This window comes from Hafnia alvei (assembly GCF_900095695.1).
Taxonomy (GTDB): domain Bacteria; phylum Pseudomonadota; class Gammaproteobacteria; order Enterobacterales; family Enterobacteriaceae; genus Hafnia; species Hafnia alvei_B.
This window is the reverse complement of record NZ_FMIQ01000049.1, coordinates 24,404-47,755: the sequence shown is the minus strand read 5'-3', so window position 1 is coordinate 47,755 and position 23,352 is coordinate 24,404. Positions and strand designations below refer to the sequence as shown.

Below are 23,352 nucleotides of genomic sequence, written 5' to 3'. Positions count from 1 at the left end.
TAATCAATGGCTAATTCATTGGTTTTAAAACGATTTGATCCATAAAATACAATGGTGTCATATTGGTTTGTATGGGTGGTTTTTAATCATTAAACGTATTTTTAGTTTAAGTATGAATTTAATGTAATCGTTTTCATTTTGACGGCAATAGCGATGTGTCGATTTTTAGGCAACAAAAAAGCAGGCACAAAGGCCTGCTTTTTTCATTGGAATTAACCTTATTTCAAACCAGCAGCTTCACGCAGAAGTGCGGCTTTGTCGGTTTTTTCCCATGGGAAATGTTCACGGCCAAAGTGACCATAGGCTGCGGTTTCACGGTAGATTGGTTGGATCAGATCAAGCATCTGAATCAAACCGTATGGACGCAGGTCGAAGAATTCACGTACCAGCAGGGTGAGTTGCTCGGTAGAGATTTTCTCAGTGCCAAATGTTTCGATCATGATTGAGGTTGGCTCAGCGATACCAATTGCGTAAGAAACCTGAATCTCACAGCGGTCTGCCAGACCTGCAGCAACGATATTTTTTGCTACGTAACGGGCAGCGTATGCCGCTGAACGGTCAACTTTTGAAGGATCTTTACCAGAGAATGCGCCGCCACCGTGACGTGCTGCACCGCCGTAGGTATCAACGATGATTTTACGACCGGTCAAACCACAGTCGCCCATTGGGCCACCGATAACGAAACGGCCTGTTGGGTTGATGAAGTATTTGGTATTGGCAGACAACCATTCTGGCGGCAGGACCGGCTTGATGATCTCTTCCATCACAGCTTCTTTCAAATCAGGCAGGCTGATGGTGTCAGAGTGCTGAGTGGAAAGAACCACTGCATCGATACCGGCAATTTTGCCGTCGTCGTACAGGAAGGTTACCTGGCTTTTGGCGTCTGGGCGCAGCCATGGCAGGGTGCCGTTTTTACGTACTTCAGCCTGACGCTCCATCAGACGATGGGCATAGGTGATTGGCGCAGGCATTAATACTTCGGTTTCGTTGGTCGCGTAACCAAACATAATACCTTGGTCGCCAGCACCCTGTTCTAAAGGATCGGTACGGTCAACGCCTTGGTTGATATCTGGAGACTGCTTACCGATAGCGCTCAGAACGGCGCAAGAGTTAGCATCAAAGCCCATATCAGAGCTTACATAGCCGATTTCAGCAACGGTTTTACGGGTCAGCTCTTCAATGTCTACCCATGCATTAGTGGTGATTTCACCACCCACTAGCACCATGCCGGTTTTGACATAGGTTTCACATGCAACGCGCGCTTTTGGATCCTGTTCGAGGATCGCATCAAGCACGGCGTCAGAAATTTGGTCAGCAATCTTATCAGGATGTCCTTCGGACACTGATTCAGACGTGAAAAGGTGTTTAGCCATGGTGTTCTTTACCTTTAAAAGACGGGTTTAAAATCACTGCGTAATGCTGGGGTATGTACATCAGTATCTAGCTTGTGGCTAGCTCTGGTGCCTGATGCATCCTGCAACGCCCCTCAGGCAAAGCCGTTCAGCAGTTTATCAGTAAATAAGTATAGATGGATTACCATCTGGACGGCTATTTTAAGACAGACCCGCCGTAGTTTTCTAGTCTTTTTGTCACTTTATGTCCGCAAACGAGTATTTTTTTCTATACAGTCGGTTTCTTTTACACCTGCGTAAACGCACAGAAACAGTTTTTAGCAAAATTTCATTTTGCAATTTCCCGCTGTTGATTGTATAAACTGCGCGCGGCTTACCGTTGCATGACGCTTTAACCGAATCGCTAAAATGTGTTAACAGCAGTGGTTTTTAGATAACTTGCTGAAAATACAAGTGATAAGGGGCGGCTATGTGTCTCACTTCCGGCCGAGGAGGGTATGAGTTGTTGCTCATACTGTCAGTCTCAACACACTGTTAACTTTTTGGATCTGCGCGTTATTTTAACCGCAGGCATGGAGGTGGTTCAGGTAATGATCCGCACGAATATCTCAGCGACAACGGTCGCGTTTCACACTATTGCTTCCGGCAATATTCTGCGTCTTCATGGCGCTCCGCTGTTCCGCGCTTTGCGCCTTCCTTCCTATTTATCTGCATTTCTCGCATTTTCCCGATGTTATTCACCGCTTTGGTGAAGATGGGGAGCGACTCAGGATTCTTACGCCGATAGCGGCAACTGATGACTGAACAAGGGTAACCTGTAGCGTGGTATGACTACCAAACAACGCGCAGGTGAATTTTCATTGGGGTTTATCCTGCATTTAAGAATGCACTCCCCGACCCACGGAGTTAGCGACGTGTTTTGCTCTTATACTTATATCAGTCCGGCATTTTGTCCGGTGCTGAGCTTTGTGGTCACGCCAAAAATCCCGGCGTGTGGGTTGTTAAGCGCAGATGTTGCTGCGATAGTGAATAAGCGTGCTGTGAATAATTCCATTATTTGCCACGGCAGTGCACAAGGAGTTCGTCATGTCTAACGAACTTCGCCAACGTCCGCAGGAAGCGGCCGGACACCATCAATTGCGTTCTATGCAGGAGGTTGCCATGAATGATCGTAATGCCAGCAAAATGCTGAGTACTTATAACGTCGCCTACTGGGGTGGCAACTATTATGACGTCAACGAGTTGGGTCATATTTCAGTTTGTCCAGATCCCGACGTCCCAGAAGCGCGCGTCGATCTGACGCAACTGGTAGAGAAGCTGCAAAAAGAGAGCAACCAGCGTTTGCCTGCGCTGTTCTGTTTCCCGCAGATCCTGCAACATCGCCTGCGTTCAATTAACGCAGCGTTTAAGCGTGCGCGTGAATCTTTCGGCTATGAGGGCGGCTACTTCTTGGTTTATCCGATTAAGGTAAACCAGCATCGTCGCGTCATTGAGTCGTTAGTGAATTCTGGCGAGCCCTTAGGTTTAGAAGCAGGTTCGAAAGCGGAGTTGATGGCGGTACTCGCCCATGCTGGTATGACGCGTTCGGTGATTGTGTGTAACGGCTATAAAGATCGTGAATACATCCGCTTGGCATTGATCGGCGAAAAACTGGGTCACAAGGTGTATCTGGTTATCGAGAAGATGTCTGAAATCAAGCTGGTGATGGAAGAAGCCGAGCGCCTGAACGTGGTGCCCCGCCTTGGCGTGCGTGCGCGCTTATCTTCGCAAGGCTCGGGCAAATGGCAGTCGAGCGGCGGTGAGAAATCTAAATTCGGCTTGGCGGCAACGCAAGTATTGCAACTGGTTGAAACCCTGCGTGAAGCGGGTCGTTTAGATAGCCTGCAACTGCTGCATTTCCACTTAGGCTCTCAGTTGGCGAATATTCGCGATATCGCCACCGGCGTGCGTGAATCTGCGCGTTTCTACGTTGAGCTGCATAAGTTGGGTGTGAACATTCAGTGCTTTGACGTCGGCGGCGGTTTGGGCGTGGACTACGAAGGAACACGTTCCCAGTCTGATTGCTCGGTGAACTATGGCCTGAACGAATACGCGAATAACGTTATTTGGGGTATCGGCGATGCCTGTAACGAGCACGGTTTGCCGCATCCTACGGTCATCACAGAGTCTGGTCGTGCGGTAACGGCGCATCACACGGTTCTGGTTTCCAATGTCATTGGTGTTGAACGCAACGAATTCCATGCACCTGTGGCTCCGGCCGAAGATGCACCTCGTGCACTGCAAAGCCTATGGTCTACGTGGGAAGAGATGCAGGATTCTGATACCAAGCGTTCATTGCGTGAATGGCTACACGACAGCCAGCTCGATCTCAATGATGTGCATAGCCAATATGCGCACGGTATTTTAGATCTAACCCAGCGTGCTTGGGCTGAGCAGCAATATCTGACGATTTGTAGCCAGATCCAAGAGCATCTTGACCCAAGCAATCGCGCACACCGTCCGATCATTGATGAACTGCAAGAGCGCATGGCCGACAAGCTGTATGTGAATTTCTCGCTGTTCCAGTCGATGCCTGATGCGTGGGGGATCGATCAGCTGTTCCCGGTTCTGCCATTGAGTGGTTTGGATCAGGCGCCTGAGCGCCGTGCGGTGCTGCTGGATATTACCTGTGACTCAGATGGTGCCATCGATCATTACATCGACGGTGATGGGATCGCAACGACGATGCCGATGCCGCAGTACGATCCAGAAAATCCGCCGTTGATTGGTTTCTTCATGGTCGGTGCGTACCAAGAGATTCTGGGCAACATGCATAATCTGTTTGGCGATACAGCCTCGGTTGACGTCTTCGTCTTTGAAGATGGCAGCGTTGAGGTGCAAGACTCGGATGAGGGCAATACGGTTGCCGAAATGCTGGAATATGTTCAGCTCGATCCTGAAGTGCTGCTGACCCGTTTTCGCGATCAGGTGCGCAAAACCGATCTCGAACCTGAGCTGCAAACCCAGTTCTTGGATGAATTTGAGTCTGGTCTCTACGGGTACACCTATCTCGAAGATGAGTGATAGGCTGTTCTAACAGACATCGAGATCACAAAGTGTAAGGGTGCTTCGGCACCCTTTTTTGTGGCTGATGTATAGTGACAAATCACACCGATCTGAAGAATGGGAGTATTCACATGGAAAAAGTCGACCTGCATATGCACTCGCATCATAGTGATGACGCAGATTATCCGGTTGCAGAACTGATTGCTCGCTGCGTTCGTGAGGGCGTTACAACGCTGGCGGTAACCGACCACAATTCGGCGTTTTCATTTGCTGAATCTGAAAAGTGGCGGAGTGATGCGCTGAATATCATTTCGGGGATTGAAATCGACTGTACCTTTCAAGGACGTAATTTTCATTTGTTAGGCTATGGCTTTACGCCATCGGATGATTTCACGCAGGTGTATGAAAACTTCAACGATATTCAACGCGAGCTGGTGCCTGTAAAGCTGGCGAAGCTCCGTGAGTTCGGTTTCTTTATTGATGACGAGCATTTAGCGCGGCTGGCGAATGGCCGTTTGCCTCAGGAAGAGCAGATGGGCGAGGCTATTCTTGAAGATGAGCGTAATGCTAATAATCCGCTATTACTGCCGTACCGTTCCGGTGGTGCTCGCGCCGATATGCCATTAATTAATTTTTACTGGGATTTTTTCGGCCCCGGTAAAGCCTGCTATCAGCCAGTGACCTACCCGGCTCTGGAGGAGATGACGGATTTGATCCGTGACAACGGCGGCATTCCCGTTATTGCCCATATTGGGGCCAACGTGAAAGAAGAGCATGAGGCGATACTTGAACTAATGCTGGAATCTGGCGTGGCAGGAATCGAAGTTTTCTCCAGCTACCATGATGATGAACTGGCGCAGCGCTTATATGATTTTGCTCTTGAGCAGGGCGCTTATGTCACCTGTGGCAGTGACTTCCACGGGCGTAACAAACCCAAAATTGAAGTGGGAACCTGTCGATACAATCCAGAGCAGTTGCTAGAGATAAAACGTTTTCTCGATGTGGTGAATCAGTAAATTGTATTCTGCCCGGATGGTAAAAATGCATTCGAGGATAGGATTACGTAGTAGTGTCGAATGACTAAAAATAAAATCCCAGACAGTGTGACAGTCTGGGATTTATTATTTTTAAAATAAGATCAAACTATTTATTGGCTAGGTATATATCCGTATTGTATTCACCAATATAAGACCAGTCACTATTGCTACTTTTCGTTGTTGGGAAATACCAGTAATCTTTATTGCGTAATTGGAAGAATCGATAGCTACCCGCGCTGTGATATAGATATATATCACCTGGCGTGCCAGTTGGATTACTATCATCCCATGTGTGAAGCTTATCTTTTCCATAACGTTTCAGTATTTGTGCGCAATAGATAGTTTCGGGCCGTTGCTGTTCTCCTGGGGATTTCAGCTGAATTTTAGCACCCATATCTATAGTATTGTCTTTATCTGATACCGCACACACGACGCTAACGTAGGCGTTGGCAATACATTCTGCAGCGGAGCGGAAAACGGCGGTCGGGCCATTATGAGAAACTAATTCGAATCCTTCAGGCGTTTTCCAGCTATAGCTTAACTCCGCATCTGGACGGTTTGTCACTATGGCTTGTACCGTAAATTCCTCTCCTATCAAAACCGTTAATGGCAGTGATAATCGTCCTGAAATGCCTTGCTGTTCGAGTGAATAACGATAAAGAACTTTTTCATCTTCATTGAGCCAAATCTTGTCGTTGAGTTTCTTTAACTTCATTTTTGCTAAATTGACAGGGGCTTTCGCGGTTGAGCGATATCCCCACTGTTCAAAGAATGGCGATAAATCAAAACCTGAAACCTTGCAGGCTAACGCAATGAATAAAGATTTTTTTTCTTCATCGCTATCAGGTAACTCAGATACCGAAAGCATGCGAATATTATCAGTTAGGCGTTGATAAAAATCCTTTCCGAAGGTGAGATCAAGCTGCCAGAACATGGTGACGCTTGTCCATAAATCCTCTTCAGCATCGTAATTATTGCCCGATTGCTGCAGATAATCACGAGTACGTTGCCAACAGTTATCCGCCAGCAGGCGTGAAGTGAGCCCCAGTTCCCTCTGGACGTATAAAGAGGTCAGATTTTCGAGAACCTCACTTTTTGTCTGAAAGGCAATAACTTCATACTGGTGGCCGAGTTCATGCCACGGTCCCCACGATAGATTAATATTGTCCGTGATATCTTTGATGCCGTCCTGATTTGTCGCTATCCATTCGTTAGCTGAACTCATGTATCCGCCCGTGCTATCGGCTTTAGTAAAGAAGTGATAACGCACGGCGGTTGCAATATTCGGATATGGGCCATTTTGTGTCAGCCCGTATTGTGTTTCAGCCCAATCAATAATTTTATCCCATGAATTTAATATTGCGACGGGATCGGTGACATTACTTTTAAATTCGTGAATTGGGAGGGTAATGATCATACGCTTCCCGACCAACTCTGCGTAAGGTGATGTGTTTTTACTGACGGCCTGTGCAACATCTTTCAGCCATTGTTTCGCATTGGCATCATCTCTGCCTAATACAAAAACCGGCATCAGATTTCCACCACTAACAATAGTGACTTTCATATTTACCGCAGGGTCAGGAATATTATTAGATGCAATATATACTACGCCAGTTTGTGCGACGTTGATTTTATTGACCCCAACTTCAAGCGGTATTTTTTGCTTATCGCTATAATATTGTTGAGCCTCATCGTATCCCTCGACAATACAGTGGATCCAAATTTGTGGTGCATCTGTTGGTGTATTACCTGATACAGCATACTCAACGGTCAATACGCTGCCGGCTTTGGCCCAATAGCCTGTTGGCTGAATTGGCGCAGGAACAGATTGACGGCGCTGCAGATCGTTAAGTGCATAGGGGTCGCCATGTTGTTCAACCTGAAAAACATTACGTTGGTCTTCCTCAGGCTCAGGTTCAGGTTCTGGCTCTGGCTCAGGTTCATTCCCAATGGCATTCAAAAACGTTGTAGTGTATTCATAGTTTTTGGTTTGTGCCGAATTCTGCGTACAGGTGGATAAATCACCCATACCAGGGAAGTCACGACCAAGCGACCACATTGAAACCAGATTTAGGCTGTGCTGTTTTGCATATTGCGCCGTTTTGGTGGCGTCCTGAAAACTAAACATTTCACCAGCGGTATCGTTCTGGCCAATCATAGGGATCACACCGATCATCTTGTAGAGATCAGCAGAGGATTTATCTGGATAAATGCTGGATAGGTTATTTTTCGTGGCATCAATGGCACTCACGGCCGCCGCCCCCATATCCAGACCCGATGCGCCGTAATCCATCGCCATAATTTGCACGTTAAGTGCCAGACCGATCTGCTTAGCATAAGTGATCATGGCAATACCTTCACCGGTCAACCCTGTTGGCATCACCGGTAGCGTCAGGCTAAACCACAGCGTTGGATCCAGTTTTTGCGCTGCCAATGCGGCAGGGAACGCCACTTTGTAGTTGTATTGCCCCGCGCTTTCAAAATCAAAATCGATATGCTGAATACCGAAATCTTTTTTCAAGTTGAGATAGATAGTGGTGAGATCAGCTTGAGTTTGGGTAACTGAAGGATCGGTGCCGCTGGCGCCGCCAAACGCCGCAATCGGTTCGCCGCCAGCTGCATGAATAATGTCGCAGACTGGCTTAACAGCGCTGTATGGGAAATAAGTATTGCCCCAAACTAACTGGTTAGAGGCACGATCTTGTACGAGAAAAGCCAGATGGAATTTCTTCACTCCGAGGGCAATGGCATCGGAAACCAGGCTAGTGTTGATCCCCGGAGGATTTGTCCCCCAGTTTGCATTGATCGTGACATCGATATAAGGCGCAAAACTGGTGGTCGTGGCTAGCGGTGCCTGAGTGGTTGCCGTGATGATCGCAGAATAGGCGGAAACGTTATTATTGGCATCATAGGCGGCTACGCTTAGGCTATATACTGTATTGGCAGTCAGGCCGGTTAGTTCACAGGTTGTCGTGATGACATCTTTGGTGACGCTGCTACCACTGGCTGAGGTGTATTTGACTTTGTAGCCGGTAACACCAACGTTATCCGTTGATGCTTTCCATGTTAGCGTTAAGGAGGTATCGGTAATAGCACTAACGCCGAGGCCATTAGGTACAGAAGGCGCGCTGGTATCAGCAGAGGGGGTCGCTGTTTTAATCGTAGCGGTGGTTGCAGGTGATTGGTTACCTGCGGCATCTACGGCAGTTAGCGAAATAGCGTAATTTGTTTCCGCCGTTAGGTTACTCAAAATAACACTGGTGATGGTGGTTTGAATTTCAAGTGCAGCCTGAGTATCGCTCACTGGTTGGTAGGTCACCACATAATGGTCGACGCCAACGTCATCGGTTGCTGCATCCCAACTTAGAGAAACGCTGTTAACGCTAATGTTGGCAGACTTCAGATTGCTAGGTGCGGTAGGTGCAGTGGTATCAGGTGTTTGGGCGGTGGTGGTCACATTTGCTTCAACGATTGATGTCCAATTGTCAGGGGTATCGAAAGTAGCAATAGCGATGATATATGAGGTTGTCTCCATAAGGTTATTTATGGTGACCTGAGTTTCCGTGGTCTCGATTTGTAATGCGGCCTGAGGGTCATCCTCTGGTTGATAGGCTACATCATAGTGATCGACATCGCCAGTCGGTGCATCCCAGCTCAACGTAAAACTGTTCGCACCCACACTTGAGAATTTCAGGTTAGTGGGTTTTGTTTGTGCGTCGGTATCTGTGCTGGCAACGCTATTAATAGCGTTGAGGCCATTTACCCAATAAGCCACAGGAGACATACCACATGAGTCATTAGCGGTGACCGAGAAAGTCACTGTTTGATTATTAGCAACATTAGGCTCTTCCAAGTAACCCACTAAGCTACCATAAGAGGGCGTAAACATAATCCCATCATTATATTCAATATATGAATCTTCTCCAAAGTCTATTGTAATTTCAGGATTAATGAGCATCTCTCCGGTGTTATTAGTGAGTTCAAATTCAAATACTCCAACATATGATGAAGTATTTATCCATTTTGCATTGAAGGTGATATTAGTGTTATTTGACATGATATCTAATTCCTGATTTTATTTGGGTTGAAATGCAATATCAATGTTAGATACATATTCCTCATAAAAAAATAGAATTAAATTTATTCAAATAACTTTAAATAATAAAAGTTAGCTCATAGCTATTTAAAATTAAATAAACTAGGCGTGTAAACATAAATACATTTATTAATAAGTGTTCTTCTATGAATTAGTAATATTTTTAATTTTTATAAATATCTTATTTAGTAGCTGAGTTCTTTGCTGTTATCTCTTTGAGAAAAAAGACCTTTTATACAATTGTTTTTCAGGGTAGATAAAGACTCACGTCGGGCTTGAAGAGTTGAAAGTTTGCGGCGATAATTGCCAACAGCAGCTTTAAAAGCGAACAATAAATCCCTTTCTCGTCGGGCTAACGACGCGGAAGGGATTTTTTTTCATCGGTACTTTGACTTCGGCCAGCAACAACTGCGGCCTTTTACGAGGATTGATTATGAGCACCCTAGGCAATAAACCCGATAACTCACTGGTTTCTAACGCCTTTGGCTTCCTGCGTTTTCCGCTGAACTTCCAGCCATACGACAGCGATGCCGATTGGGTTATCACCGGTGTACCTTTCGATATGGCGACTTCAGGTCGTGCTGGTGGGCGTCATGGCCCTGCGGCAATTCGTCAGGTCTCTACTAATCTGGCGTGGGAAGGCAACCGCTGGCCGTGGAACTTCGATCTGCGCGATCGCTTAAACGTGGTTGACTGTGGCGACGTCGTATTTAACTTCGGTGATGCGCAGGACATGAGCGACTCTCTGCAGGCGCATACAGAGAAACTGCTGGAGTCTGGTAAGCGCTGTTTGACTTTCGGCGGTGACCACTTTGTAACCCTGCCTTTGCTGCGTGCGCATGCTAAGCATTTTGGCAAGATGGCGCTGGTGCATTTCGATGCGCATACTGACACCTATGCTAACGGCAGCAAATTCGATCACGGTACGATGTTTTTCCATGCACCTAACGAAGGTCTGATCGATCCAAACCACTCGGTGCAGATCGGTATTCGTACTGAATTCGATCGCGATAATGGTTTTACCGTGTTGGATGCCGCACAGGTAAACGATCGTGGCGTGGATGATGTGTTAGCGCAGATCAAACAGATCGTAGGCGATATGCCGGTATATCTGACCTTTGATATCGACTGTTTGGATCCTGCTTTTGCACCAGGTACCGGTACTCCTGTTATTGGTGGGCTGACTTCTGATCGTGCGCTCAAACTGGTACGTGGCCTTAAAGATCTTAATATCGTCGGTATGGACGTGGTGGAAGTCGCTCCGGCTTACGACCAATCTGAAATTACAGCTTTGGCCGCTGCAACGCTGGCGCTGGAAATGCTCTACATTCAGGCAGATAAAAAAGGCGAGTAATCCTCGCGTTTATACTGATATCAAGGCGGCCTTCGGGCCGCCTTTTTTCGTTATGGATGGTTATTTTCTTCGCCTCATCGTTGTAGATACTCATGTGATAAGAACAGAATAAGATGCTCGGTATAAAGGTAGGGTACAACGTTGGCGGTGTGGGATAAAAAAGTGTAAACAAGATTTTTCAATATTGAATAGAATGTTTTAAATATGAGGTTAGTCTCTCGGAATTAAATATAATTACTCTATTAGGATGGGGTTGAAATAATTATGTTTAATCATTCTAATGATTTATATAAATATCAATTCTATTTTTTTTGGGAATAATTTATGACAAAAGTTCCTACTGCACCACCGAACGCACAAGGCCTTAAACGCCGCTAAGGGGACGCAGTGTTGGGGGGAATATCCTTTTGGTGATGATCCTAGCGATCAAGAGATGATTGAAGCGGGTATCCGCTATGCGAGAGAAAATGGTTATTAAAATTATGCTATTTATTGGAGGGTTTATTTGTGGGGCTTTAGCCCTATTATATTTATTTTCTGATTCTGACCAATTGAATAATAGCCATCTGGTTAAATCATATCAGGCCTGTGATGGTGTTTACGTGAGTGTGCTACTTGATGATACCGGCGGTGCGACAGTTCCTTTTTTCTATCAATATTACTTGATGGAGCATCGCGTCATTTCGTTGAAAGACAAAAAACAGTTTCCTGCACCCGTATTAATTAGCGATGTTGGAAGTGCAAACATTACCTGTGATGGTAATAGAATAAAGATAAATGTTACTGGTCGAGTGTTTGAGTTCACCAACCGTGTTTTAGTCAAAAGTCTGCAGAGTAACGCCCGCCATATTGATTTAGTTGCGATCAGCCAGTAATCAATTGCTATGCCAACAGCTCATGGGTCTATTGATACTGTAAAGCGGCGCCAGTCGCTGTCTTTTTAACAGTAAATCACTTTTTTAATCTAATTTTTTGAATGACTACTTAGTTGCAGATAAATCCTACAAATCCTTACTCTGTGTGCCATAGGAGTTAACGAAACGTTACCCTTTCTACTTATTAAGGGGTAAATATTGAGTGAATAGTTCTATTTTTTGATTTGACTCAATATGAGCAGGGTTGTAACTGTTAGTTTGCCGCTGACAAAAACATCATTGAAGCAATGAGGATGGCAATGGACGTCAGTCGCAGACAGTTTTTTAGAATCTGCGCCGGCGGGATGGCTGGTACAACAGCGGCAGTTTTAGGATTCACTCCTACTATGGCGCTGGCGGAGTCACGTAACTATAAGTTGCTGCGTGCAAAAGAAACCCGTAACTCCTGTACCTATTGTTCTGTTGGCTGTGGGTTATTGATGTATAGCCTTGGCGATGGTGCCAAGAACGCGAAATCAACGATTTTTCACATTGAAGGGGACCCGGATCATCCGGTAAACCGTGGCGCACTTTGCCCGAAAGGTGCTGGCCTGCTGGATTACATCCACAGTGAAAATCGTCTACGTTACCCTGAATACCGTGCGCCAGGCTCTGATAAATGGCAGCGCATTAGCTGGGACGATGCTTTTGAGCGCATCGCCAAGCTGATGAAAAACGACCGTGATAAGAATTTTGAAACGACAAACGCCGAAGGCGTCACGGTTAACCGCTGGCTTTCAACCGGCATGTTGTGCGCCTCTGCGGCCAGCAATGAAACCGGTATGCTAACGCAAAAATTCGCCCGTTCACTGGGCATGTTGGCGGTTGATAACCAAGCGCGCGTCTGACACGGACCAACGGTAGCAAGTCTTGCTCCAACATTTGGTCGCGGTGCGATGACCAACCACTGGGTTGATATCAAAAACGCCAACGTTGTTATGGTGATGGGTGGCAACGCCGCTGAAGCGCATCCGGTCGGATTCCGCTGGGCGATGGAAGCCAAAAACAACAATGACGCCACGCTGATTGTGGTCGATCCGCGCTTTACCCGTACCGCTTCTGTGGCGGATATTTATGCGCCGATCCGCTCTGGCACCGACATTACTTTCCTGTCGGGCGTTTTGTTGTACCTGATTTCTAACAACAAAATTAACGCTGAATACGTTAAAAACTACACCAATGCCAGCCTGCTGGTGCGGGATGATTTCTCGTTTGAAGACGGCTTGTTCAGCGGCTATGACGAATCTAAACGTCAGTACGACAAAACCACGTGGAACTATCAGTTCGACGAAAATGGCTACGCCAAGCGCGACGACACCTTGCAGCATCCGCGCTGCGTGTGGAACCTGCTGAAAGCGCACGTTAGCCGTTATACGCCGGACGTGGTGGAAAACATCTGCGGCACGCCAAAAGCGGATTTCCTGAAAATCTGCGAAGTGCTGGCTTCTACGAGCGCGGCTGACCGCACCACCACGTTCCTGTATGCATTGGGTTGGACTCAGCACACCGTGGGTGCGCAGAACATCCGCACCATGGCGATGATCCAGTTGCTGTTAGGCAACATGGGGATGGCCGGTGGCGGCGTTAACGCCTTACGTGGTCACTCTAATATTCAAGGTCTTACCGATCTTGGTTTGCTGTCTACCAGCCTGCCGGGCTATTTGACGCTGCCATCGGAAAAGCACACCAATCTCGAAACCTATCTTGCCGCCAATACGCCAAAAGCGACGCTGCCGGGTCAGGTTAACTATTGGGGTAACTACCCGAAATTCTTCGTCAGCTTGATGAAGGCTTTCTATGGTGACGATGCGCAGAAAGAAAACAACTGGGGCTTTGATTGGCTGCCGAAGTGGGATCAGTCCTACGACGTGATGAAGTACTTCCAGATGATGGATCAGGGCAAAGTCACCGGCTATATCTGCCAAGGCTTTAACCCCGTTGCGTCGTTCCCAGATAAGAATAAGGTCGTTGATTCGCTTTCTAAGCTGAAATATCTGGTGATTATCGATCCGTTGGTGACAGAAACCTCAAACTTCTGGCAAAACCACGGTGAGATGAACGAGGTTGATACGGCATCGATCCAGACTGAAGTCTTCCGTCTGCCTTCAACCTGCTTCGCCGAAGAAGATGGTTCGATTGCGAACTCAGGTCGTTGGCTGCAATGGCACTGGAAAGGCGCAGACGCCCCAGGTGAAGCGCGTAACGACGGCGAAATTCTTGCCGGTCTGTACCATCGCCTGCGCACCATGTATCAGAATGAAGGCGGTAAAGGCGTTGAGCCGTTGCTGAAAATGGGCTGGGGCTATGAGCAGCCAGATCATCCTGAATCTGAAGAAGTGGCGAAAGAAAACAACGGTTATGCGTTGGCCGATTTGTACGATGCTAACGGCACGTTGTTAGCCAAGAAAGGTCAGTTGCTGGATACCTTTGCTCATCTGCGCGATGACGGCACCACGGCAAGCGCCTGCTGGATTTATGCCGGTAGCTGGACCAGCAAGGGCAACCAGATGGCGAATCGTGATAACAGCGATCCGTCAGGCTTAGGCAATACGCTGGGCTGGGCTTGGGCATGGCCGTTGAACCGCCGCATTATTTATAACCGTGCGTCGGCAGATCCAATGGGTAAACCGTGGGATCCTAAGCGCATGCTGATCGAGTGGAATGGTAGCAAATGGGTCGGAAACGATATTCCAGACTACAACACCGCCGCACCGGGCAGCGGCGTCGGACCGTTTATCATGCAGCCGGAAGGCCTGGGTCGCCTGTTTGCCATCGATAAGATGGCGGAAGGGCCATTCCCTGAGCATTACGAGCCGTTTGAAACACCGCTGGGCACTAATCCACTGCATCCAAACGTTATCTCTAACCCTGCGGCTCGCTTGTATGAAGCGGATGCCAAACGTATGGGCAGCAAAGCTGAGTTCCCTTATGTCGGTACCACGTATCGTCTGACCGAGCATTTCCACACGTGGACGAAGCATGCGCGCCTTAACGCCATCGTTCAGCCTGAACAGTTCGTAGAAATTAGCGAAGGTTTGGCCAAAGCGAAAGGCATTGAGCACGGTGATACGGTGAAAGTCAGCAGCAAACGCGGCTTTATCAAAGCGAAAGCGGTGGTGACTCGCCGTCTGCGTACCTTGCAGGTCAATGGTCAGGAAGTGGATACCGTTGGTATTCCAATTCACTGGGGCTTTGAAGGCGTGGCGCGCAAAGGCTTTATCGCCAACACCCTGACTCCGTTCGTAGGCGACGCTAACTCGCAAACGCCAGAGTACAAGGCGTTTTTAGTTAACGTGGAAAAGGTGTAAGGAGCCGAACTTATGTCCATGCAATCACAAGACATTATCAAGCGTTCGGCGACTAATGCCTTAACGCCGCCGCCGCAGGCTCGCGACTACAAAGAAGAAGTGGCTAAGCTTATCGACGTGTCTACCTGCATTGGCTGCAAAGCCTGTCAGGTAGCCTGTTCTGAGTGGAACGATATTCGTGACGAGGTAGGCCACTGCGTCGGGGTTTACGATAACCCTGCCGATTTGAGCGCTAAATCTTGGACGCTGATGCGTTTCTCGGAAGTTGAGCAAAACGGCAAGCTGGAGTGGCTCATCCGTAAGGATGGCTGCATGCATTGTACCGATCCGGGCTGCCTGAAGGCATGCCCGTCGGCTGGTGCGATCATTCAGTATGCTAACGGTATCGTAGATTTCCAGTCTGAGCACTGTATCGGCTGTGGCTACTGCATTGCGGGCTGTCCGTTCAACATTCCTCGCTTAAATCCAGACGACAACCGCGTGTACAAATGCACGCTGTGCGTTGACCGCGTGAGCGTGGGACAAGAACCTGCCTGCGTGAAAACGTGTCCGACCGGCGCGATTCATTTCGGCAGCAAGAAAGAGATGCTGGAAGTGGCAAGCGAGCGCGTTGAGAAGCTGAAAAAACGTGGCTTTGAGCACGCGGGTATTTATAACCCTGAAGGCGTTGGTGGCACTCACGTGATGTATGTTCTGCATCATGCGGATAAGCCAGAGTTGTACCACAACCTGCCGAAAGATCCGAAGATCGATATGGCGGTTGGTTTGTGGAAAGGGGTGCTGAAGCCGCTGTCAGTCGCTGGATTTATCGCAACCTTTGCCGGTTTGATTTATCACTATATTGGTGTGGGTCCGAACAAAGAGGTGAGCGACGAAGAAGAGAGTGATGACGAGAAGGGGAACCATCATGAGTAAAAGTAAAATGATCGTTCGTACCAAATTCATCGACCGTGCCTGTCATTGGACGGTGGTAATTTGTTTCTTCTTGGTCTCGCTATCTGGCATCGCACTGTTCTTCCCAACGTTGCAGTGGCTGACACAAACGTTTGGTACACCGCAGATGGGGCGCATCATGCACCCATTCTTTGGCGTGCTGATTTTTGTGGCGCTGATGTTTATGTTCTTCCGTTTTGTGAAGCACAACATTCCTGAACGTGAAGACGTGCCGTGGGTGGTGAACATCGTTGAAGTGCTCAAAGGCAATGAGCACGAAGTTGCTGACGTGGGTAAATATAACGCCGGTCAGAAAATGATGTTCTGGAGCATCATGAGTCTGATTTTCGTGCTGCTGATCACCGGCATCATTATCTGGCGTCCGTATTTTGCCCAGCACTTCCCGATCGAAATGGTGCGTTATTCGCTGCTGATCCATGCGGCTGCGGCAATCGTGCTGATCCACGCGATCCTGATCCATATGTATATGGCTTTCTGGGTTAAGGGATCGATCAAAGGTATGGTGGAAGGTAAAGTCAGCCGTCGCTGGGCGCGTAAGCATCATCCACGCTGGTATCGTGAAATCGAAGCCAAAGAAGCGAAAGGCGAGAAAGCCGACGACTAGCTCGTTTTGTTTTCTTCGTTAAATAAAAACCGCAGCTAAAGCAAAGCTGCGGTTTTTTTATGCGGCAGATTTTATTTGTCTGCAGCGATACGATCGCGGATGTGCTGTGCGCGTTCGGTTGATGGTGGGTGTGAATCAAACATGCTGCCTTTACGGCCACCGTCGAGCTCGGCCAGTTTCTCAAAGCTGGTTGCCAGCCCCAGCGTGTTCAGCTTGTGCTTTCTCAGGAAATCATATGAGAAGTCATCGGCTTCAGATTCTTGATGCTGTGAGAATTGCGAGTTGATCAGCGCTTCGCCCAGATCGGCTAACTGCGTTTGTGACAGTTCGGCGGCTACGCCGCTGGTGGAGGCTACTGCCGTTCTTGCCGCGATGGTGCCATAAGCGACCTTCATGGCTTTCAGGCTGTGACCAAGTGCAACGTGCCCCATTTCATGGCCTAACACGCCTTCAATTTCATCGTCGGTCATCATGTCCATCAAGCTGCTGTATACGCGAATACAGCCGTTTGCCATCGCGAAGGCATTGATGTCATCGGTCATGTACACCTTGTAATTAACCGGCATGCCGTTGATGTTGTTACCCATCGCCTTCGCAATTTTGTTTAAGCGCTTGGTGTATTTGCTTTTGCTGCTGGCGATTTGGCTTTGGTTATCCAACTCTTTACAGGATTGATTCGCGAGGGATCTTGCATCTGCATCGCTGAGCGTTGCGGCCTGAATCGCTTGTACGCCAGACTGCGCGGCCATTTGGGTATTAATGTGCTCACAGCCGGTTAATGTGGCTGATGCGATTGCTATCGCGATAAGCGTTTTAATGTTCATTATCTTTATCTTCCGTTGACAAATGATAGGTTAATTGTATGATTTTTATGCAATAAAATCGGCTGAGACTATCATTAGGTACATTCTGGAAGTAGTTAATTTACGATTAAAAGAGAAGCAATTTTGCGGCCGGGAGATAAGTGGAAAATGGCTCCGAAATGATATCGGAGCCTAGGAATATTATTGCTCTGCGGCGATGCGATCGCGAATGTGTTGCGCACGGGCCAGAGAGGATGGGTGATCGTCAAACATGCTGCTTTGACGCCCAGCTTCCTGTGAGGCCAGTTTGTCGAAGCTGGTGGCTAGCCCAACCGGGTTGATTCCGCGCTTTTTAAGCAGATCGAAAGAGTAGTCATCGGCTTCGCTTTCTTGTTTTTGTGAGAACTGTGAATTCACCAGTTTTTCTCCCAGATCGGCAAGCTGTGATTGGGATAGCTGTGCACCAACGCCGCCGCTGGCGGCAATGGCGGTACGCGCAGCCGTGGTGGCATAAGCCACCTGCATCGCTTTACGTGAATGGCCTAATGCAACGTGGCCCATTTCATGCCCAAGCACGCCTTCGACTTCGTTGTCATTCATCATGTCCATAAGTCCGCTGTAAACACGTACGCAGCCGTTGGCCATGGCCCACGCGTTGACGTCTTTCGTCACGTAGACTTTATAGTTGACTGGGGTACCATTGATGTCGCTGCCCAGTGCTTTAGAAATGGTCGCTAGGCGTTTGGCATAGGTGCTGTCCGCAGGAGCGATTTGGTTCTTGCTGTCCATTTCCGCACAAGACTGTTCACTTAAAGCTTTGACTTGAGCATCAGAAAGCGTTGCTGCCTGAAAGGCCTGTGCGCCAGACTGCATCAGGCCTTCAGCATTCATGTTTTGGCAGCCGCTGAGGAAGGTAGAGGCTGTTAGAGCGATAAGAGGAAGTGTTATTTTGTTCATGTTATTTTCCTTGGGTGCAGTCTTTCCAGAGATTGAATGACGATCTGTGATAGTGTATCCAGCACCAAATGGGCTGTCATTGAGTATGTATTCTGTCTATACAGACCCCGTATGAAAGCGGATTAATCTGCTATTAAGAGAAATATAATGAGACTTCATCGACTCATTTAGCCTTAGGGATTGCTGTTTTCATACGTAGTCTGAGAAAATACCCCGAACCCTATTTCTTTAAATCCGACTTGGAGTAGAACATGTCCTCTCGTAAAGAGCTTGCCAATGCGATCCGTGCACTCAGTATGGACGCTGTGCAGAAAGCCAATTCTGGTCACCCAGGTGCCCCTATGGGTATGGCTGATATCGCGGAAGTCCTGTGGCGCGATTACATGAATCACAACCCGACCAATCCAAATTGGGCCGATCGTGACCGCTTTGTGCTTTCTAACGGCCATGGCTCTATGTTGATTTATAGCCTGTTGCACCTCACTGGCTATGACCTGCCAATCACCGAGCTGGAAAACTTCCGTCAGTTACATTCTAAAACTCCAGGTCACCCTGAATACGGTTATACCCCAGGCGTAGAAACCACCACTGGCCCACTGGGTCAGGGCATCGCGAATGCGGTGGGTATGGCGATTGCTGAACGTACTTTGGCCGCGCAGTTTAACCGCCCAGGTCACGATATCGTCAATCACCACACCTATGCATTCTTGGGCGATGGTTGCATGATGGAAGGCATCTCTCATGAAGTTTGCTCTTTAGCGGGTACCTTGAAGCTGGGCAAACTGACCGCGTTCTATGATGACAACGGTATTTCTATCGATGGTCACGTTGAAGGCTGGTTCACCGATAATACCGCTGAGCGTTTTGAAGCTTACGGCTGGCACGTTATCCGTGGCGTAGATGGCCACAACAGCGACGCGATCAAAGCGGCTATCGAAGACGCACGTAAAGTGACCGACAAGCCATCTCTGCTGATGTGCAAAACTACCATCGGTTTCGGTTCACCGAACAAAGCAGGTTCCCACGAAGCTCACGGTGCGCCACTGGGGGCCGCTGAAATTGAAGCAACCCGTAAAGCTCTGGGCTGGAACTACGCTCCGTTTGAAATCCCTCAGGAAATCTATTCTCAGTGGGATGCTAAAGAAGCGGGCAAAGCCAAAGAAAGTGCTTGGGATAAGAAATTTGCTGCCTATCAGGCTGCATTCCCTGAACTGGCCGCTGAGTTCAAACGTCGCGTAAGCGGTGAGCTGCCAGCTAACTGGGCTGAAGAATCCAAGAAATTCATCGATCACCTGCAAGCCAATCCAGCGAAAATCGCAAGCCGCAAAGCGTCTCAAAACGCGCTGGAAGCTTTCGGGAAAGTGCTGCCTGAATTCCTAGGTGGTTCTGCTGACTTGGCACCAAGTAACCTGACCATGTGGTCTGGTTCTAAGCCGCTGAACGAAGATCTGGCCGGTAACTACATCCATTACGGTGTACGTGAATTCGGTATGTCAGCCATCATGAACGGTATTGCTCTGCACGGCGGTTTCCTGCCATACGGCGCGACCTTCCTGATGTTTATGGAGTATGCGCGCAACGCCGTTCGCATGGCTGCGCTGATGAAAATCCGTAATATCTTCGTTTATACCCATGACTCTATCGGTTTGGGTGAAGATGGCCCAACTCACCAGCCGGTTGAGCAGATGGCTAGCCTGCGCGTGACACCAAACATGAACACGTGGCGTCCATGTGACCAAGTTGAATCTGCGGTTGCATGGCAGTTCGCTATTCAGCGTAACGATGGCCCATCTGCGCTGATCTTCTCGCGTCAGAATCTGGCTCAGATGGATCGTACGGCAGAGCAGGTGGCTAACATCTCTCGCGGCGGTTACATCCTGAAAGATTGCGCTGGTCAGCCAGAGCTTATCTTCATTGCGACCGGTTCTGAGGTTGAGCTGGCTGTGAACGCTGCAGATCAGTTGACAGCGGAAGGTCGTAAAGTTCGCGTAGTTTCCATGCCTGCAACTGAAGTCTTCGATAAGCAAGATGCTGCCTATCGTGAGTCCGTACTGCCAGCGGCAGTTAGCGCTCGCGTTGCTGTTGAAGCCGGTATCGCTGACTTCTGGTACAAGTATGTTGGCCTGAACGGTGCCGTGGTAGGTATGACTACCTTCGGCGAATCTGCGCCAGCTGAGCTGCTGTTCAAAGAGTTTGGCTTCACCGTAGACAACGTAGTGGCTAAAGCGAAAGCGTTGCTGAAATAATTCGGTAGCTATCGCTGATAAAAACGGGATTGCCGCAGGGCAGTCCCGTTTTTTTATGCTTAGCGGCGCGCTTTAATACCCATAATTTGTGAGCTATAGCACATTTTAAGCGAAAGAAAGCGAGGCATAACGCCCATTTTATTGCGGTTATTTCTTTTATTGAGGCTTTGGTTTATTCTTAGCTGAAGCGTTTCAGTTGATTGATGAAGCATCAATTATCAGGATTATGTGACAGCGGGATTTCCATCGTTTTCGATGCTGGATTACTCTATGCTCTCGCCTTAAAACTTTCGTTTTAAACTGCGTTTGGCGCAGGGAGTGATATGACTATTCGCATCGCAATAAACGGTTTTGGCCGTATCGGACGCAGCGTATTACGCGCGTTATACGAATCCGGCCGTAGAGTAGAGATGTCCGTGGTAGCGATAAATGAATTGGCAAATGCTGAAGGCATGGCTCATTTGTTGAAATACGACACCAGTCACGGGCGCTTTGCTTGGGATGTCCGCCAGGAGCGGGATACGATGTGGGTGGGCGATGACACAATTCGTCTGCTGCATGAGAAGCAGATTGCAGATTTACCGTGGCGTGAACTGGGTGTGGATATCGTACTCGACTGTAGCGGTGTTTATGGCAGTCGAGCCGATGGCGAAGCCCATATTATGGCGGGAGCCAAAAAAGTTTTGTTCTCCCATCCAGGCAGCCACGATCTCGATGCGACCGTAGTCTACGGTGTGAACCAGCAGGAGTTGCAGCCAGAACACCACATTGTGTCTAACGCATCCTGCACGACTAACTGCATTATCCCAGTCATTAAATTGCTCGATGATGCGTTTGGGATTGAATCCGGCACGGTGACAACGATTCACTCATCAATGAACGATCAGCCGGTGATAGATGCGTATCATTCCGACCTGCGTCGGACACGCGCGGCCAGCCAGTCGATAATTCCCGTCGACACGAAATTGGCCGCTGGTATCACCCGCATTTTTCCTAAGTTCTGCGATCGCTTTGAAGCGATTTCAGTGCGAGTGCCGACGATTAACGTTACGGCAATCGATTTGAGCGTTAGCGTGCAGGCCGCAGTAAAGGTGAGTGATGTCAACCACCTACTGCAAAAGGCAGCAAGCACCTCATTTCGTGGTATAGTTGACTATACAGAATTACCACTGGTTTCGACCGATTTTAATCACGACCCGCACAGTGCCATTGTTGATGGCACGCAGACGCGCGTCAGCGGTCAACACTTGATAAAAACGTTGGTCTGGTGTGACAACGAATGGGGTTTTGCCAATCGTATGTTAGATACTACGCTGGCGATGTTCCAAGCGGTTTCCAGTACGGCACAGCCGCCTGTGCAGCTGTGACGGTCAAGCAACTTTAAGAGAATCAACGAGAGGGTTCACCATGTCTGTAATTAAGATGACCGATTTGGATTTGGCTGGTAAACGTGTCCTGATCCGTTCAGATCTGAACGTTCCAGTTAAAGAAGGCAAAGTGACTTCTGATGCGCGTATTCGTGCGTCGCTGCCAACTATCGAAGCTGCTCTGAAGCAGGGCGCTCGTGTAATGGTTACTTCCCATCTGGGTCGTCCTACCGAAGGCGAATACAACGAAGAGTACTCTCTGCTGCCAGTTGTTAACTATCTGAAAGACCACCTGAAGTCTCCAGTTCGTCTGGCTAAAGACTATCTGGACGGTGTTGACGTTGCAGAAGGTGAATTGGTTGTTCTGGAAAACGTTCGCTTCAACAAAGGCGAAAAGAAAGACGACGAAACCCTGTCTAAAAAATACGCCGCGCTGTGTGACGTTTACGTCATGGACGCATTCGGTACTGCACACCGTGCACAGGCTTCAACCCACGGCGTAGGTAAATTTGCACCTATCGCATGTGCGGGTCCTCTGCTGTCTGCAGAGCTGGAAGCACTGGGCAAAGCGCTGGGTAACCCAGCACGCCCAATGGTTGCTATCGTTGGTGGTTCAAAAGTTTCTACCAAACTGACCGTTCTGGACTCTCTGTCTAAAATCGCGGATCAGCTGATTGTTGGTGGCGGTATCGCGAACACCTTCGTTGCTGCTCAAGGCCACAACGTAGGCAAATCACTGTACGAAGCCGATCTGGTTGATGAAGCGAAAAAACTGCTGACTACCTGTGATATCCCAGTACCTACCGACGTACGTGTTGCTACCGAGTTCTCTGAAACTGCGGCTGCAACGCTGAAATCAGTAAATGACATTAAAGATGACGAACAGATTCTGGATCTGGGTGATGCTTCAGCACACCAGCTGGCTGAGATTCTGAAGAATGCGAAAACCATTCTGTGGAACGGCCCAGTCGGCGTGTTCGAGTTCCCTAACTTCCGTAAAGGTACCGAGATCGTTGCTCAAGCAATCGCTGATAGCGAAGCATTCTCTATCGCGGGCGGCGGTGATACTCTGGCAGCTATCGATTTGTTCGGTATCGCAGACAAAATTTCCTACATCTCTACTGGCGGCGGCGCATTCTTAGAATTCGTTGAAGGCAAAAAATTGCCAGCGGTAGTGATGCTGGAAGAACGTGCTAAGCAGTAATGAACCGTAACGGGAGGCCGAGCCTCCCGTTGTTCTATCTATTTGGATACACGATGCTCCATTGCGATATTCGTGATAAGCGTGTAGCAAGTAGCTGAAAACGATTTATTT

15 protein-coding genes are annotated in these 23,352 nt (G+C 48.4%); 11 read left to right on the top strand and 4 right to left on the bottom strand.

Annotated elements, in window-relative coordinates:
* Nucleotides 1–218 precede the first annotated feature (218 nt).
* Complete coding sequence (gene metK / locus BN1044_RS13020) at nt 219–1,373, bottom strand: methionine adenosyltransferase (RefSeq protein ID WP_072309072.1); 1,155 nt, start codon at nt 1,371–1,373, stop codon at nt 219–221.
* An 806-nt stretch (nt 1,374–2,179) separates the two neighbouring features.
* Between metK and BN1044_RS13010 the strand changes: the two genes are divergently transcribed.
* From BN1044_RS13010 to BN1044_RS13000, 3 genes are all read left to right on the top strand, one after another.
* Nucleotides 2,180–2,446 carry a hypothetical protein gene (locus tag BN1044_RS13010; RefSeq protein WP_139130943.1) on the top strand — a complete coding sequence of 89 codons (267 nt, stop codon included), beginning with the start codon at nt 2,180–2,182 and terminating at the stop codon, nt 2,444–2,446.
* Nucleotides 2,439–4,415 (top strand): biosynthetic arginine decarboxylase, encoded by a 1,977-nt coding sequence (speA, locus tag BN1044_RS13005; RefSeq protein WP_072309069.1) that lies wholly within the window; start codon nt 2,439–2,441, stop codon nt 4,413–4,415. Before BN1044_RS13010 ends, speA begins: the two co-directional genes overlap by 8 nt.
* Before the next feature lie 113 nt (nt 4,416–4,528).
* Entirely contained in the window at nt 4,529–5,413 is an 885-nt protein-coding gene (locus tag BN1044_RS13000; protein ID WP_072309068.1) for a PHP domain-containing protein, read from the top strand.
* Between the two features lie 127 nt (nt 5,414–5,540).
* Here BN1044_RS13000 and BN1044_RS12995 read toward each other — a convergent pair whose 3' ends face one another.
* Nucleotides 5,541–9,323 (bottom strand): fibronectin type III domain-containing protein, encoded by a 3,783-nt coding sequence (locus BN1044_RS12995; RefSeq protein WP_168780268.1) that lies wholly within the window; start codon nt 9,321–9,323, stop codon nt 5,541–5,543.
* Between the two features lie 640 nt (nt 9,324–9,963).
* Between BN1044_RS12995 and speB the strand changes: the two genes are divergently transcribed.
* The 5 genes from speB (at nt 9,964) to fdnI (ending at nt 16,664) form a co-directional block, all read left to right on the top strand.
* Complete coding sequence (speB, locus tag BN1044_RS12990; RefSeq protein ID WP_046459071.1) at nt 9,964–10,884, top strand: agmatinase; 921 nt, start codon at nt 9,964–9,966, stop codon at nt 10,882–10,884.
* Between the two features lie 455 nt (nt 10,885–11,339).
* On the top strand, nt 11,340–11,759 hold the full coding sequence (locus tag BN1044_RS12985) for a hypothetical protein (RefSeq protein ID WP_139130942.1): 420 nt from the start codon (nt 11,340–11,342) through the stop codon (nt 11,757–11,759).
* A gap of 299 nt (nt 11,760–12,058) precedes the next feature.
* Entirely contained in the window at nt 12,059–15,106 is a 3,048-nt protein-coding gene (fdnG, locus tag BN1044_RS12975; protein WP_139130941.1) for a formate dehydrogenase-N subunit alpha, read from the top strand.
* 12 nt (nt 15,107–15,118) lie between these two features.
* Nucleotides 15,119–16,021 carry a formate dehydrogenase subunit beta gene (gene fdxH, locus BN1044_RS12970; protein ID WP_072309064.1) on the top strand — a complete coding sequence of 301 codons (903 nt, stop codon included), beginning with the start codon at nt 15,119–15,121 and terminating at the stop codon, nt 16,019–16,021.
* Complete coding sequence (gene fdnI, locus BN1044_RS12965) at nt 16,014–16,664, top strand: formate dehydrogenase-N subunit gamma (protein ID WP_072309063.1); 651 nt, start codon at nt 16,014–16,016, stop codon at nt 16,662–16,664. Before fdxH ends, fdnI begins: the two co-directional genes overlap by 8 nt.
* A 71-nt stretch (nt 16,665–16,735) precedes the next feature.
* On the opposite strand, the gene BN1044_RS12960 is transcribed toward fdnI, so the two are convergent.
* The gene (locus tag BN1044_RS12960) at nt 16,736–17,488 is read right to left on the bottom strand and encodes a metalloprotease LoiP (protein ID WP_072309062.1); all 753 of its coding nucleotides are present in this window, start codon (nt 17,486–17,488) and stop codon (nt 16,736–16,738) included.
* Between the two features lie 180 nt (nt 17,489–17,668).
* Entirely contained in the window at nt 17,669–18,424 is a 756-nt protein-coding gene (locus BN1044_RS12955; RefSeq protein WP_072309061.1) for a metalloprotease LoiP, read from the bottom strand.
* A gap of 251 nt (nt 18,425–18,675) precedes the next feature.
* On the opposite strand from BN1044_RS12955, the gene tkt reads away from it, so the two are divergent.
* The 3 genes from tkt to pgk all read left to right on the top strand — a co-directional run bounded on the left by tkt (nt 18,676) and on the right by pgk (nt 23,241).
* A complete protein-coding gene (tkt, locus tag BN1044_RS12950; RefSeq protein WP_072309060.1) occupies nt 18,676–20,670 on the top strand; it encodes a transketolase in 1,995 nt (664 codons plus the stop codon).
* Between the two features lie 323 nt (nt 20,671–20,993).
* A complete protein-coding gene (gene epd / locus BN1044_RS12945) occupies nt 20,994–22,037 on the top strand; it encodes an erythrose-4-phosphate dehydrogenase (RefSeq protein WP_072309059.1) in 1,044 nt (347 codons plus the stop codon).
* A 40-nt stretch (nt 22,038–22,077) separates the two neighbouring features.
* Complete coding sequence (pgk, locus tag BN1044_RS12940) at nt 22,078–23,241, top strand: phosphoglycerate kinase (protein ID WP_072309058.1); 1,164 nt, start codon at nt 22,078–22,080, stop codon at nt 23,239–23,241.
* The last annotated feature ends 111 nt before the right edge of the window (nt 23,242–23,352 follow it).